This window comes from Bradyrhizobium genosp. SA-4 str. CB756 (genome assembly GCF_000473125.1).
Lineage (GTDB): Bacteria > Pseudomonadota > Alphaproteobacteria > Rhizobiales > Xanthobacteraceae > Bradyrhizobium > Bradyrhizobium arachidis.
In genome coordinates, this window is the sequence record NZ_KI421499.1 from 557,369 (window position 1) to 570,221 (window position 12,853).

Annotated in this window: 13 protein-coding genes; 5 read left to right on the forward strand and 8 right to left on the reverse strand. The window is 65.9% G+C overall.

Going from position 1 to position 12,853, the window contains the following annotated elements; translation table 11 throughout:
• Positions 1 to 27 precede the first annotated feature (27 nt).
• The 5 genes from BRAGE_RS0102690 to BRAGE_RS0102710 all read right to left on the reverse strand — a co-directional run bounded on the left by BRAGE_RS0102690 (position 28) and on the right by BRAGE_RS0102710 (position 3,248).
• Positions 28 to 1,059 carry an NAD-dependent epimerase/dehydratase family protein gene (locus BRAGE_RS0102690; protein WP_027560577.1) on the reverse strand — a complete coding sequence of 344 codons (1,032 nt, stop codon included), beginning with the start codon at positions 1,057 to 1,059 and terminating at the stop codon, positions 28 to 30.
• Positions 1,060 to 1,088: 29 nt separating this feature from the next.
• Positions 1,089 to 1,607 carry a DUF962 domain-containing protein gene (locus BRAGE_RS0102695; RefSeq protein ID WP_027560576.1) on the reverse strand — a complete coding sequence of 173 codons (519 nt, stop codon included), beginning with the start codon at positions 1,605 to 1,607 and terminating at the stop codon, positions 1,089 to 1,091.
• A 171-nt stretch (positions 1,608 to 1,778) separates the two neighbouring features.
• On the reverse strand, positions 1,779 to 2,453 hold the full coding sequence (locus tag BRAGE_RS0102700) for an OmpA family protein (protein WP_027560575.1): 675 nt from the start codon (positions 2,451 to 2,453) through the stop codon (positions 1,779 to 1,781).
• Positions 2,453 to 2,869 (reverse strand): hypothetical protein, encoded by a 417-nt coding sequence (locus BRAGE_RS0102705; protein WP_027560574.1) that lies wholly within the window; start codon positions 2,867 to 2,869, stop codon positions 2,453 to 2,455. Before BRAGE_RS0102705 ends, BRAGE_RS0102700 begins: the two co-directional genes overlap by 1 nt.
• A gap of 88 nt (positions 2,870 to 2,957) precedes the next feature.
• A complete protein-coding gene (locus BRAGE_RS0102710) occupies positions 2,958 to 3,248 on the reverse strand; it encodes a type II toxin-antitoxin system HicB family antitoxin (RefSeq protein ID WP_027560573.1) in 291 nt (96 codons plus the stop codon).
• A 23-nt stretch (positions 3,249 to 3,271) separates the two neighbouring features.
• On the opposite strand from BRAGE_RS0102710, the gene BRAGE_RS0102715 reads away from it, so the two are divergent.
• Positions 3,272 to 4,153 (forward strand): hypothetical protein, encoded by an 882-nt coding sequence (locus tag BRAGE_RS0102715; RefSeq protein WP_141263087.1) that lies wholly within the window; start codon positions 3,272 to 3,274, stop codon positions 4,151 to 4,153.
• Between the two features lie 25 nt (positions 4,154 to 4,178).
• Here the strand turns inward: BRAGE_RS0102715 and BRAGE_RS0102720 are convergent, their stop codons facing one another.
• Positions 4,179 to 6,758, reverse strand: coding sequence for an ATP-dependent helicase (locus BRAGE_RS0102720; protein ID WP_027560571.1), 2,580 nt, complete (start codon positions 6,756 to 6,758; stop codon positions 4,179 to 4,181).
• A gap of 239 nt (positions 6,759 to 6,997) precedes the next feature.
• Between BRAGE_RS0102720 and BRAGE_RS0102725 the strand changes: the two genes are divergently transcribed.
• On the forward strand, positions 6,998 to 7,171 hold the full coding sequence (locus BRAGE_RS0102725) for a DUF1328 domain-containing protein (RefSeq protein WP_011089300.1): 174 nt from the start codon (positions 6,998 to 7,000) through the stop codon (positions 7,169 to 7,171).
• On the opposite strand, the gene BRAGE_RS0102730 is transcribed toward BRAGE_RS0102725, so the two are convergent.
• Positions 7,172 to 7,678: a thioesterase family protein gene (locus BRAGE_RS0102730; RefSeq protein ID WP_027560570.1), complete on the reverse strand. Its 507-nt coding sequence runs from the start codon at positions 7,676 to 7,678 to the stop codon at positions 7,172 to 7,174.
• 86 nt (positions 7,679 to 7,764) lie between these two features.
• Here BRAGE_RS0102730 and BRAGE_RS0102735 point away from each other — a divergent pair, with 86 nt between their 5' ends.
• The 3 genes from BRAGE_RS0102735 to BRAGE_RS0102745 all read left to right on the forward strand — a co-directional run bounded on the left by BRAGE_RS0102735 (position 7,765) and on the right by BRAGE_RS0102745 (position 11,092).
• Positions 7,765 to 9,189: an FAD-binding oxidoreductase gene (locus tag BRAGE_RS0102735; protein ID WP_027560569.1), complete on the forward strand. Its 1,425-nt coding sequence runs from the start codon at positions 7,765 to 7,767 to the stop codon at positions 9,187 to 9,189.
• Between the two features lie 90 nt (positions 9,190 to 9,279).
• Positions 9,280 to 10,617, forward strand: coding sequence for a Spy/CpxP family protein refolding chaperone (locus tag BRAGE_RS0102740; protein WP_027560568.1), 1,338 nt, complete (start codon positions 9,280 to 9,282; stop codon positions 10,615 to 10,617).
• 112 nt (positions 10,618 to 10,729) lie between these two features.
• Positions 10,730 to 11,092 carry a hypothetical protein gene (locus tag BRAGE_RS0102745; protein ID WP_027560567.1) on the forward strand — a complete coding sequence of 121 codons (363 nt, stop codon included), beginning with the start codon at positions 10,730 to 10,732 and terminating at the stop codon, positions 11,090 to 11,092.
• Positions 11,093 to 11,097: 5 nt separating this feature from the next.
• Here BRAGE_RS0102745 and BRAGE_RS0102750 read toward each other — a convergent pair whose 3' ends face one another.
• A complete protein-coding gene (locus tag BRAGE_RS0102750) occupies positions 11,098 to 12,777 on the reverse strand; it encodes a SulP family inorganic anion transporter (protein WP_027560566.1) in 1,680 nt (559 codons plus the stop codon).
• Positions 12,778 to 12,853: the final 76 nt, after the last annotated feature.

Below are 12,853 nucleotides of genomic sequence, written 5' to 3' on the forward strand. Positions count from 1 at the left end.
GAAGGTTCTTTGCGTTGGGCGGCGGCTTCAGCCCGCGCGCGAGGACAGCGCGTGATGCTCGATGGCGCCGGAGGGCTGCTGGCCGTTGCGGGCGAGCAGATGGGTGATGGTTTCGCGCAGCACCGGCTCGATCGGGCGTGGCGAATAGCCGAGCTCGTTACGGGCTTTCCCGATCGAAAGATCGCTCGCGGCGAGCGCGATGCGCACGCCCTCGGCAGTGCCGTTCGGCGGCCGGCGCGTGATGTGGTCGGAGATGGATTCGAGCATGATCGCGGAGAGCTCGGCGATCTTGCCGGGCACGACGATCGGAAACTGCCGGCGGCCGCTCATCGCCGACATCATCCGCAGGATGCGGCCGAGCGGGACGCAGTCGCCGCCGAGAATGTAGCGCTGGCCGAGGCGGCCGCGCTCCATGGTCAGCACGAGGCCCATGGCGACGTCGCGGACGTCGACCAGATTGACCAGGAAGTTGAGATGCGGCTGCACCTTCTTCTGGAGGAAGTACCAGAGCATCGCGGTCGGCGGCGTCAGATTGTGGTCGGCGGCGCCGATCGGCATGGTCGGCGTGCCGATGACCAGCGGGAAGCCGCTGGCTGCGGCCTTCGCCGCAAAATGCTCGGCGAGCGACTTCGAGCGCGTATAGGCGCCGGGCATCGCATCGGCCGGCTGCAGCGCCTCCTCGGCGGCAATGCCGCCCAGGTCGGAATAGGGGAACAGGATCGATTCCGTCGAGCAGTGCAGGAAGCGCGACACGCCGCGCTTCATCGCGGCTGCGAGCACCACCTCGGTGCCGCGGCAATTGACGTCGTGAAAATCCTGCTTGTTGGCAACCCACATGCCGGGCAGGCCGGCGAGGTGATAGACCTGATCGACGCCCGCGACGGCAGCGTCGACCGCGGCGCCGTCCAGCACCGAGCCATGGACATATTCAACGTCGGCGTTCGCCGCGGCCGGCGCACGGACATCGAGAACGCGTACCCGCTGCCCACGGGCGCGGAGCGCTTCTACGAGGTGATGTCCGATGAAGCCGCTGCCACCGGTAACCAGTACGAGAGCCATGCAGAAGGTTTGCCGTTTCGCTTCTAGAGCTATCGGGTTGAAAGGGAATTGGCCGGAACAGGCGCCAGAATCGCGGCAAGGTCGCGACGGAAGCCCAATGCAATGAACAATTTCGCCATGACAAACATCGGTCCAAGCAGGAAATGCGTGGGATGGTCCACCATCGACGGCTGCCGTTCCTCGAAAACCTTGTGGCCGACGATCTGGGATGCGACGCCAAAGCCGATCAGCGCCGCAAAAATCGACCACATCATGACGATCGAGACCTGATTGCCGATCGCGGTTGCGACCGAAAGCAGCACGATCATCGCGGCGAGGATGCCGAGCCCGATCCCGGCGTCCAGCATCAGCCAGTAGACCAGCACCGGCAGTGCCAGGATCACCGCCAGGCTCACCTCGACCCCAAACACGGAGAAATGCACGAGAGTCAGCGGCAGCACGGCGCCGGTGAACAGCAGCAGGATACCGACCACGTGCATCGCGCAGTTCCAGGGATCGCGATGATATTCGACGTAGTCCGCCAGTTGGCGTTGAAAATAACTGGCCATCTCGGTCTCGTGCATCGTGGGGTTGGGAAGGGCGAGAACAGGCTATAGCACCTGACAGGGCGGTGCACAAACCGGCCCTATCGTCGCGCAAAACCGTGTTGTCGCGCTGTGAGACAGGTCACAAAACGGAAGAACTTCAAGGGGTTCCGCCAGGCGCCGAGAGGTGCATCCTCAGCGCTTCTTGGCGGGCTTTTTCGCCGCAGGCGCAGGCGCTGCCGCCGGATGCGCGGGCGCTTCCTCCGGCACCTTGGCGAAGGTCAGGATTTGCAGCTGGCCGTTCACCGCCGAGGTCGGCTTGGCCCGGTCGAGAAACTGCTCCTCGCCGAGGCCGATCGGATGCAGTCGCTTGGTCGATATCTTGAACGTGTTCACCAGCACGTCGCGGATTGCATCCGCCCGGCGCTGGCTCAGGATCGCGTTGGCCTCGCGGGTCTTCTGGTTGGATTCGACATGGCCGACGATCAGGAAGGTGTAGGGCAGCAACGAGGAATGAACCAGCGCGTCGGCGATGCGGCCGACGGTCTGGTAGGACGCCGGCTGGATGATCGGCGTGTCGGCGTCGAACTGGATCTGCGCATTGAAGGCGGGCAGCTTGGCGAGATCGGGCGCGATCGGCGGCCGGTTCACCGGACCCGGATCGTTCTTGATCCTGGCCTTGGCGCGCTCCATCACCTGCTGCTTCAGCGCAGGGAGATCAACCTCGGGCGCCTCCTCGAAATGGTTGAGCTTGGCGACGATGTCGTCGCGGGTCGGCGCTGCCGCCGTCTGCGCGTGGGCTGGGTCCGCGAGCAAGGCGAGACCGAGCGCGATGCCGATTCCGGCGGTGGAGAGCCAGGGCGCGCGCATCAGCGATACCCCGCGTCGTCGACGGCCTTCAGGCAGTTGTTGCTGATGCCCTTGGGCGTCGAGACCAGGCAGGGGACCGACTTGCTGGTCTCCTTGGTCGAGCCGCCGCAGACCTTGACGATCTCGCGCTGGCAGGCGTTCGCCACGGTGACGCGCGCGGCGATGCGTTTCTGGATGGCGTCGAAGACGCTGAGATAGTCACTCGCGCATTGCTGGGAGAGCACGTCGCGGTTGCGCGACAGGCACTCCTTCAGCCGGGTCGAATCCGGGTTGACGCCGCGGCAATTGGCGACGATTTCGGCGCCGCAGCTCGCCGCCAGCTTTCCGATCGAATCGCCAAAGCTCATGGTCTCCGCCGCCGCAAGCGACGGCATCCCCAATGCCAGCAAGATCAGTGTGATGGAGCCCCGGACCATATGTGCATCTGATACGGGGAAGTTCGCGGTGGTCAAGGGCTGTTCGCCCCGGAACGGTCGAGAGTCCGGCGAGTGCGGCGAACAGTCCTCACTCCGTGGCCTCAGTGAGGGGTGGCCATTCGATCAGGACGGCCGTGTGTTTCCTGAGGTCCTCGGCGAACTCCGGATCGGCCTTGAGTTCGTCCAGCGTTCTCGGCGGGGGAAGCTCGCGGCCGTCCTCAATCAGCTCCTGCGCATAGAAGGCGAGCGCCTCGGGCGCATTCTCCAGGGCCTCGTCGGCATCATCGCCGCCGGAAATGCAGCCGGGCAGATCGGGAAACCACAGGCTGACGGCGTCGTCCGGACCGGCGTCTTCGATGATGGCGACGTAGTGAGGCATGGCAGGACTGGTGGCCTCGATGGTTGTGCCGCCCGGTTTCGTTCAATTATGAATACCGCATCTCAGGAGGCAAGCAATTGACCAAATTGACTCTGGCTGAAGGCGCCGGCTCATTCGTGTTTTGTGATGATGGTGCCGTCCCCTCGCCACGCACGATGCGAGTCTTTTCGTTCTGCCCCCGATCGCGCAATGCGCACACACGCATTATCGTGGCGATGCATGGCGTCGATCGCGCTGCCGCGGCGTTTCGCGATCTGCTCGCTCCTCAGGCCGAGCGCAACGGGCAAATCGTGCTGGTGCCGGAGTTCGATCCCGAGCAGTTCCCGGGCATCCCCGCATACAATTTCGGTGGCGTGCGACTCCCGCCGCCGGACAATACGGTCCAGCCGCGCGATCATTGGAATTTCGGGGTCATCGACCGGCTGTTTCACTATGTCCGGGATGCGATCGGGTCCAGCCGGGAGACCTTCGGACTGTTCGGCAATTCCGCGGGGGCTCAGTTCGTCCTGCGCTATCTCGCGCTCAACGAGGCCGCTTCGGTCGACCTTGCCGTTGCCGCCAATTGCGGATGCTACATGCTGCCGAATCTCGCCAAGGATTATCCCGACGGCATGGGAGGGATTGGCCTCAGCCCAAGTCATTTACAGAAATATCTGGGGCGCTCGCTCGTCATCCTGCTGGGCGATGCCGACAACGACCCTGATGCTCACGACCTGCCGCGCTGGGACGAGGCGATGGCCCAGGGGCCTCACCGCCTCGCGCGTGGTCTCTGGCATTTCGAACACTGCACGAAGCTCGCCAGCAGCCTCGATGTGGCGCTGGGCTGGCGGCTCGAAATTGCGCCGGGTGCCGGGCACGTCGACCAGCTGATTTACGACCAGGGCGCCAACATCCTGAACGGCTGAGTGGATGGCCTTGTGTGCAAGGGTCTCACGCCCTCTGCACAAAGCTGTCCACGACCTTCTTCTCGCCGGCCTTGTCGAAGGCGATGGTGAGCTTGTTGCCGTCGATCTTGGTGACGTGGCCGTAGCCGAATTTCTGGTGGAAGACGCGGTCTTCGAGCGAGAATTCCGAGGTCGTGCCGGTCGATTTGGCGACCAGCTCGCCCTCGATCGTGAGGGGGCCGCGGCGGCGCGAGGAGAAGCTGCCGAAATCGGGGCCGGATGACGAGGCGGACGAGAACGACGCGGTCTCTTCCTCGAAGCCGCCGCTTTGGCTGCCGCCAGTGCGGCCGCCGCCACGGTTGCGGTTGGCCTGGGCGCGCTGCCAGCCCGGCGTCGAATAGCTGGAGCCGAACGCCTCCATGTCGTCGAAGCGCGAGGCGCCATAGCCACCGGCGCCGCCCCAGGCCGAGCCGCCCTTGGATTCCGTGATCTCGACATTGGCCGCGGGCAATTCGTCGAGGAAGCGCGACGGGATCGTGGTCGACCAGGTGCCGTGGATCCGGCGATTGGTGGCGAAATAGATCATGGCGCGGCGGCGGGCGCGGGTGAGGCCGACATGGCCGAGCCGGCGTTCCTCTTCGAGGCCGGCGCGGCCCTGTTCGTCCAGCGTGCGCTGGCTCGGGAACAGGCCTTCTTCCCAGCCGGGCAGGAACACGTTGTCGAATTCGAGGCCCTTCGCCGAGTGCAGCGTCATCAGCGACACCGCGTCGTCCTCGGCGCCGCCCTCGCGGTCCATCACCAGCGAGATGTGCTCCAGGAACCCTTGCAGGTTCTCGAACTCCTCCATCGAGCGCACCAACTCCTTGAGGTTCTCGAGCCGGCCGGCGGCATCGGCCGAACGGTCCTTCTGCCACATCTCGGTGTAGCCGCTCTCGTCGAGCACGATCTGCGCCAGCTCGGTGTGCGAGGTGACCTCGCGCTGGGCGCGCCAGCGGTCGAACTGGGCGACGACGTCGCGCAAGCTTCCGCGCGCCTTCGGCTTCAGCTCGTCGGTCTCGACCACCGCGCGCGCCGCCTCGAACAGCGGGATGCGGCGCTTGCGGGCGTGGTCGTGCAGCATCTGAATGGTGGCGTCGCCGAGCCCGCGCTTAGGCACGTTGACGATGCGCTCGAAAGCGAGGTCGTCGGCCGGCGAGTTGATGACGCGCAAGTAAGCCAGCGCGTCGCGGATTTCGGCGCGCTCATAGAAGCGCGGGCCGCCGATGACGCGATAGGGCAGGCCGAGCGTGACGAAGCGGTCTTCGAATTCGCGCATCTGGTAGGAGGCGCGCACCAGGATCGCGATCTCGTTGAGCTTCTCGCCCTTGCGCTGGATCTGCTCGATCTCCTCGCCGATGCCGCGGGCTTCCTCTTCGGAATCCCACGAGCCCGTCACCGTGACCTTCTCGCCGTCCTGGTCCTCGGTGCGCAGCGTCTTGCCGAGCCGGCCTTCATTGTGCGCGATCAGATGGGAGGCGGCGGCAAGGATGTGACCGGTCGAGCGGTAGTTGCGCTCGAGGCGAATGACTTTTGCGCCCGGGAAATCGTGCTCGAAGCGCAGGATGTTGTCGACCTCGGCGCCGCGCCAGCCATAGATCGACTGGTCATCGTCACCGACGCAGCAGATGTTTTTCGTCTTCTCCTTCTCCCCGCTTGCGGGGAGAAGGTCGGGATGAGGGGGAGTCTCCACGAGCTCGGTCTGCGGAGAGTCCCCCTCACCCGCATCGCTTCGCGATGCAACCTCTCCCCGCACGCGGGGAGAGGTGAAAGAAGGCGCCTGCGACAAGAGCCGCAGCCACAGATACTGTGCGACGTTCGTATCCTGATACTCGTCCACCAGGATGAATTTGAAGCGCTGCTGGTACTGCCGCAAGATATCCGGGTGCTCGCGGAAGATGCGGATGTTCTCCAGCAGCAGGTCGCCGAAATCGGCGGCATTCAAGATCTTCAGCCGCTCCTGATAGCTCGCATAGAGCTTGCCGCCCTTGCCGTTGGCGAAGACAGCGGCCTCGCCCGAGGGGACCTGCGAGGGCATCAGGCCGCGGTTCTTCCAGCCGTCGATCAGGCCGGCGAGCATGCGTGCGGGCCAGCGCTTGTCGTCGATGTTCTCGGCCTGGAGCAGCTGCTTGAGCAGCCGTACCTGGTCGTCGACATCGAGCACCGTGAAGTTCGACTTGAGCTGCGCCAGCTCGGCATGGAAGCGCAGGATGCGCCCGCCGATGGAGTGGAAGGTGCCGAGCCATGGCATGCCTTCCACGGCATGGCCGAGCATCTGGCCGAGCCGGTGCTTCATCTCGCGCGCGGCCTTGTTGGTGAAGGTCACCGACAGGATCTCGGCGGGCCGGGCGCGGCCCTGGCTCAGGATGTGGGCGATGCGCGTCGTCAGCACGCGCGTCTTGCCGGTGCCGGCGCCGGCCAGCACCAGGACCGGACCGTCCAGCGTCTCCACCGCCTCGCGCTGCTCCGGATTGAGCCCGGACAGATATTTCGGGCCCACGGAGGCGCGTGCACGCGCGGCGATGCCGCCGGCTGCGGGCTGGTGGTCGGGAACGCTGGTAATCTTGCTCGGCTCGGTCATGCGAATCATTTGGCCCCACGATGGCACCGCGGGGTGACGGGAGGGAGCCTTCTTAACAGGGATTGCTGCCTATATGGGGCACCGGGACGGGGTTTTCCACGTACGCGGCGGCCCGATTTGTTCCCGAAAGCCGGGCCAATTTCCACCGGGCCGGGTGGGGAACCATCGTTCCCACGTCGAGATTGTCTGGGCAGGTGGCGCGGTCAGCCGCGTCGATCGCAGACAGACATCAAGACGAGGTTTTCGCCATGCTAGGCTGGGTTGTGACGTTTCTGGTTATCGCACTGATCGCCGGCATCCTGGGCTTCGGCGGCATCGCCGGCGCTTCGATCGAGATCGCCAAGATCATCTTCTTCATCGCGGTCGTTCTGTTCCTGGTCTCGGCCGTGGTCGGATTGGCGCGTGGCCGCACCAGAATATAGCTAGCGCTTCGAGGGCATCGCCACGTTGCGGCCGATGCCCTCGGGCCGCGGCACGGCGCTGTGGGCCTTGGTGACCGCAACGACGCGCTCCCGGACATCAGGCGGAAACGGCGCAACGCGCCGCGCATTCATATCCATGTGCAGCGACATGTTCTCCGAGGTCGCCGACAGCCAGCCCTCGGTCGCGTGCCGCATCTCCTCGAATGTGTGCAGCCGCTTGTCGTCAGCGGCGAGCAGCCAGACGAGGATCTGCACGGGATCGCCGAGGTGGATTTCGCGCAAGTACCGCACGTGGCATTCAGCGGTGAAGGTCGAGCCGTGGCGCTCCTTCTTGTACGCCGGACCCATTCCCAGCTCGAGCCAGAGCTCGTCGATCGCCCGGTCGAACATGACGTTGTAGTAGGCCATGTTGAGATGGCCGTTATAGTCGATCCATTGCGGCTCGATCTGCATGATCGAGGCGCGGAACGGCTCTGCGGCGGGCTTCGAAGCGGCACTCTCCGGCATGTTTCATTCCCTGGGTATGCGTCCGGTCGCTTGACTTGACCGGCTTTATGTCCTTTGCCACGGTTCTTCTGTCGGGAGGAATGTCCGTGGGTACGACCATCACCAATAATCCGCCGCGGGTCGAGCCGAAAGCCCTCGCAAGCGCGCTGGAGCAGCTTGCCGCGCGCTTCGGCAACCGCCTCATCACCTCGCAGGCCGTCCGCGAGCAGCACGGCCATACCACCACGTGGATCGTCAACCAGCCGCCGGACGGCGTGGTGATGGCGCAGGAGACCGCCGACATCCAGGACGTGGTGCGGATCTGCGCCAAGAATCGCGTCCCCGTCATTCCCTTCGGCACCGGCACCTCGCTCGAGGGCCAGGTCAACGCGCCCGCCGGCGGCATCTCGATCGACCTGCGCGACATGAACAAGGTGCTCGCCGTGCATGCCGAGGATCTCGACTGCGTGATCCAGCCCGGCGTCACCCGCAAGGCGCTCAACGAACATCTGCGCGACCAGGGCCTGTTCTTCCCGATCGATCCCGGCGCGGATGCTTCGCTCGGCGGCATGGCCTCGACCCGCGCCTCCGGCACCAACGCGGTGCGCTACGGCACCATGCGCGACAGCGTGCTGGCGCTGAAGGTCGTCCGCGGCGACGGCGAGATCATCACCACGGGCACGCGCGCCAAGAAATCCTCCGCCGGCTACGACCTGACGCATCTGTTCGTCGGCGCCGAGGGCACGCTCGGCATCATCTCGGAACTCACAATCCGGCTCCGCGGCATCCCTGACACGATCGCGGCCGGCGCGGTGTCGTTCGAGACCGTGCACGGGGCGTGTCAGGCCGTGATCCTGGCGATCCAGACCGGCATTCCCGTCGCGCGCATCGAGCTGCTCAACACTGCGCAGGTGAAGGCCTGCAACGCCTATTCCAAGCTGACGCTGCCGGAGACACCGCTGCTGTTGATGGAATTCCACGGCAGCGAGGTCGAGGTCGCCGAGCAGTCGAAGGCGTTTGGCGAGATCGCCAAGGAGTGCGGCGGTGGCGATTTCTCCTGGACTACCAAACCGGAGGACCGCACAAAACTGTGGCAGGCGCGGCACGACGCCTATTGGTCCGTGAAGGCGCTGCGCCCCGGCGATAGCATCGGCGTGGTTGCGACCGACGTCTGCGTGCCGATCTCGCGCCTTGCCGATTGCGTCAGCGAGACCGAGGAAGATCTCAAACGCCTCAACCTGCTGTCGCCGATCGTCGGCCATGTCGGCGACGGCAATTTCCACTGCTCGCTGGTCTGCGACACCAACGACGCCGCCGAGATGGCGCGCGGCGAGGAGTTCATGCATCGCCTCGTCGAGCGCGCGCAGGCGATGGACGGCACCTGCACCGGCGAGCACGGCATCGGCCAGGGCAAGCAGAAATATCTCAAGGCGGAACTCGGTCCGGAGGCGATCGAAGCGATGCGCGCGCTGAAGCAGGCGTTCGATCCGCTCAACATCCTCAACCCCGGCAAGATCGTGCCGGAGGCGTAGCGCGCGGCCCGGGAACTTTCGGCAGCCAAGCCGGTTCCAATTCCCGACAAGTTCCGATGCCTCAATGGCGCGGCTTTGCGGGAGGATGCGATGTTGCGACCGGTCATTGCAATTGCCGTGATGGCGCTTGCCTGCATGCTGGCAGGGACGGCTCTGGGCAAGGGCGGACACGGTGGCGGACACGGCGGTGGTCATGGTGGTGGTCACGGCGGCGGCCATGGCGGAGGTCACGGCGGCGGGCATGGTGGAGGCCATCACGGCGGCGGCCATTTTCACGGCCACGGCTTCGGGCATGCACATGGTGGCGGTCATCATCGCGCGATGCGGTTTGCAACCGGCGCCCGACACGGCCCCAACTTCGGTCAGATCCGCAATGCGTCCGTCCGCCCTGCGCATTTCCGCAACGCGTTCAACGCGCATTCCGGCGCTTTCCGCAACGGTCGCCTGATCGGCAACCCGGCGGCGCGCGCCCAGATCACGGCTGCGGCCGCGCTCGCCGGCTGGCACGGCGCCAGCAGCGGATGGTGGCAACACGCGGGTGGCGGTTACGGCTGGGTCGGACCGCTGTTCTGGCCGTTCGCCTATAACGATCTCTACGACTACACGATCTGGGGCGACGGCCTCGGCTTCTGGGGCTACGGCTATCCGGACATCTATGCCGGCCTGTTCGGACCTTATGGCTATGACGGACTGTCGGCCTATCTGCCGCAGCGCCCGCAGGGACGACGGCAAGCGCGAGGCGTTGCGCTGGATCAGCTTTGCGGCAGCGAGCGCCGCGAGATCGTCGGTCTGCCGATCGATCAGATCGCCGCGGCGGTGCAGCCGACCGAGGCGCAAGGCGCCAATCTCGATGCGCTCGGCAATGCTTCGATTGACGCTGCAGCGCTGATCCGCGCGTCCTGTCCGTCGCAGGTCGCAGCGACGGCACCCGGCCGGCTGGCGGCGATGCAGCAGCGTGTCGAGGCGATGGTGAAAGCCGTCGATCTCGTTCAGCCCGCCCTCGACAGCTTCTATGGCTCGCTCACCGACGAGCAGAAGGCGCGGTTCAATGCCCTGGCCGAAGATCAGCGCCGCGCGACAGCTTCTAGCGGCAGTGGGGGATCGCTGGTCCAGACCTGCGGCGCGACTGCTGCGCTTGATTGGCCCGGCGCCGACATCGAGGCGAGGCTTCACCCCAACGATACGCAGCGCGCCGCACTGCAGGTGCTCCAGGACACCAGCGCCAGGGTCAGCGCATCGCTCAAGTCGGCCTGCCAGCCAAGCGAGGTGATGACCCCGCCGGCGCGAATGGCCGCGGTCCGCAAGCGGCTCGATGTGATGCTCGACGGCGTCAAGTCGGTGCGCGCGGCGCTGGAGGATTTCTACGCCACGTTGAATGACGAGCAGAAGGCGCAGTTCGAGGCCATCGGACCACGCCGAACGTCCTGAAGACGTCAAGATCCTGCGGAAAAATCGCCTCGCTGATCTTGATCGGCCTCTCTATGCTGGGGAGGCTGAAGCGCGGCGATATGGCGGCTCGAAGATCGCGGATGGTGGGGCGATGACGTGGTTCGCGCGCAAGACGCGACAGGACATCTGGGACGAGGCGATCGAAGCACCGCTCGGTGACATCGAGGCCGCCGCGCGCATCCGCGCGATCTGTGACGCTGCGGCTCCGAGCGCCGCCGGCTCGGCTCGTAACGACAAGCGCGACAGCGAACGCTACGAGCGCGCCGCCAAGGTCGCGATGGAGATCGCGATGAAGATCTCGGACGACCTGATGCGCGACGACGCTGTCCGTCGCATCGTCGATCTCTGCATGACGGCTGGCGATCTCAAGACCGCGCAGATCCTGTTCCGCGCCATTCACGCGAGCTGGATCCGCGAGACGGTGCAGCGGGATCATCCGACATTGGCATCGTAGAACGGTTACTTCGCCAGCTTCCGCACAGCCTCGTCCACGCTGTGGAAGACGTGCTCGCGGGGCAGGGCATCGAACAGTCTGAACCGCTCGAACGCGTCCTGCGCGCGCACCGATTCCAGCCGCGCCAGCGCGACGGTAACGCCCTGTTCGCTGCATACCTTGAACACGTCGAGCAATATCTGCGCGGCGGTGAAGTCGATCTCGACCATGCCGCTCGCCTCCAGCACCAAGAGTTGCGGCGTCGCCGTGCCGAGCACCTTGCTCACGTCGCTGCGGAAACCCGGCGCGTTGAGAAACGACAGCGGCGCCTGCAGGCCAATCACGGCAACGCCGGCGATGCGCTCGCCGGGGAGGTGCGGATGCGCCGGCCACCAGATGGTGGTGCCCGGCACGCGCTCGAACTCGACCAGCCTGGCGCGCGTGGTGCTCCAGATGCCGTGCAGCAGCGACAGTGCGATGCCGAGGAAGGCGCCCTGCTGGATCGGCAGTACGATGATCAGCGCGGCGGTGGCCACGATCAGCAGGAACTCGCCGAACGACTGCCGGTAGATCGTGGCGATCTGCTTGGCGCGGATGATGCGCAGCGCCACGAACAGCAGGATGCCGCCCAGCGCGGCGTCCGGCACGTGCTGCAACAGCCCGGTGCCGAACGCGAGTAGCGCCAGCACGATCACTGCTGCGGCAAGGCCCGCAAGCTGCGACTGCCCGCCGGTCTCGGCGACAATGCCCGTCCGCGGCGGGCTGGCATTGACCGGAAACGCGCCGAACAGGCCGGCCAAGACGCTGCCGGCCCCCGCGCCGAGGAAATCGCGGTCGACATCGGCCGGCTTATCAGGATCGGACGGGAACGAGCGCGTCGTCGCGGCGGTCTGCACCATCACCACGACCGTGATGACGAAGGCGAGTGGCACCAGCCGCACCCACAGCTCCGGCGCAAGCTCGGGGAAGGTCGGCCGCGGCAACGTGCCGGGCACGCTGCCGACGACGCTGACGCCCTTGCTTTCGAGGCCGAGCGCGATCGTGGCCAGCGTCGCGCCGACCAGCCCGATCAGTGCGCCCGGAATTTTCGCGCTGATCTTCTCGGAGATGAAGACCACGGCGAGCACACCGAAGCCGATACAGAACGTGATGGGATTGGTTCGGCCGATCTCGCTTGCGAGCACGCCGATGCGATCGAGCGTCGGCCCGCTCGGCGATGGCAGCCCGAGCACACCCGGCAGTTGGGACACGATGATGTGGACGGAGATGCCGGCGAGGAAGCCGACCATGACCGGCACCGACAACAAATTGGCGATGCCGCCGAGCCGGAATGCGCCGCCCGCCAGCATCATCGCGCCGACCATCAGCGCCAGCGCGATCGCGAGGCCCTGATATTCCGGCGTACCGGCCGCAGCCAGCGCAGCGAGTCCGCCGGCGAAGATCGGCGTGATCGTGGAATCGGCGCCGCAGGACAGAAAGCGGTTGCCGCCGAGCAGCGCAAATCCCAGCGAGCCCGCCATGAAGGCGAAGAAGCCGATCTGCGGCGCAAAACCGCCGAGCCGCGCGGTCGCCATCTGCTCGGGGATCGCGATCGCCGCCAGCGTCAGCCCCGCCATCAGATCGCCGGGCAGGGCGTAGGACGCGAGCGAGCTGAACAGCGGCCAGGCGTGCTTCGATGATCCCTTGGCGTGAGCGTCGTGCGGCATTGATGGGTCGTCTCCGGAAAGGCTGGCGGTGGCCGATCAGACTACAGCATTTCCGGAGAGGAGAGCGGCGGATCGA

Coding starts and splice junctions, on each gene's coding strand:
- BRAGE_RS0102690 (WP_027560577.1), bottom strand. CDS start 1,059: ATGGCTCTCGTACTGGTTACCGGTGGCAGCGGCTTCATCGGACATCAC.
- BRAGE_RS0102695 (WP_027560576.1), bottom strand. CDS start 1,607: ATGGCCAGTTATTTTCAACGCCAACTGGCGGACTACGTCGAATATCAT.
- BRAGE_RS0102700 (WP_027560575.1), bottom strand. CDS start 2,453: ATGCGCGCGCCCTGGCTCTCCACCGCCGGAATCGGCATCGCGCTCGGT.
- BRAGE_RS0102705 (WP_027560574.1), bottom strand. CDS start 2,869: ATGGTCCGGGGCTCCATCACACTGATCTTGCTGGCATTGGGGATGCCG.
- BRAGE_RS0102710 (WP_027560573.1), bottom strand. CDS start 3,248: ATGCCTCACTACGTCGCCATCATCGAAGACGCCGGTCCGGACGACGCC.
- BRAGE_RS0102720 (WP_027560571.1), bottom strand. CDS start 6,758: ATGATTCGCATGACCGAGCCGAGCAAGATTACCAGCGTTCCCGACCAC.
- BRAGE_RS0102725 (WP_011089300.1), top strand. CDS start 6,998: ATGCTAGGCTGGGTTGTGACGTTTCTGGTTATCGCACTGATCGCCGGC.
- BRAGE_RS0102730 (WP_027560570.1), bottom strand. CDS start 7,678: ATGCCGGAGAGTGCCGCTTCGAAGCCCGCCGCAGAGCCGTTCCGCGCC.
- BRAGE_RS0102740 (WP_027560568.1), top strand. CDS start 9,280: ATGTTGCGACCGGTCATTGCAATTGCCGTGATGGCGCTTGCCTGCATG.
- BRAGE_RS0102745 (WP_027560567.1), top strand. CDS start 10,730: ATGACGTGGTTCGCGCGCAAGACGCGACAGGACATCTGGGACGAGGCG.
- BRAGE_RS0102750 (WP_027560566.1), bottom strand. CDS start 12,777: ATGCCGCACGACGCTCACGCCAAGGGATCATCGAAGCACGCCTGGCCG.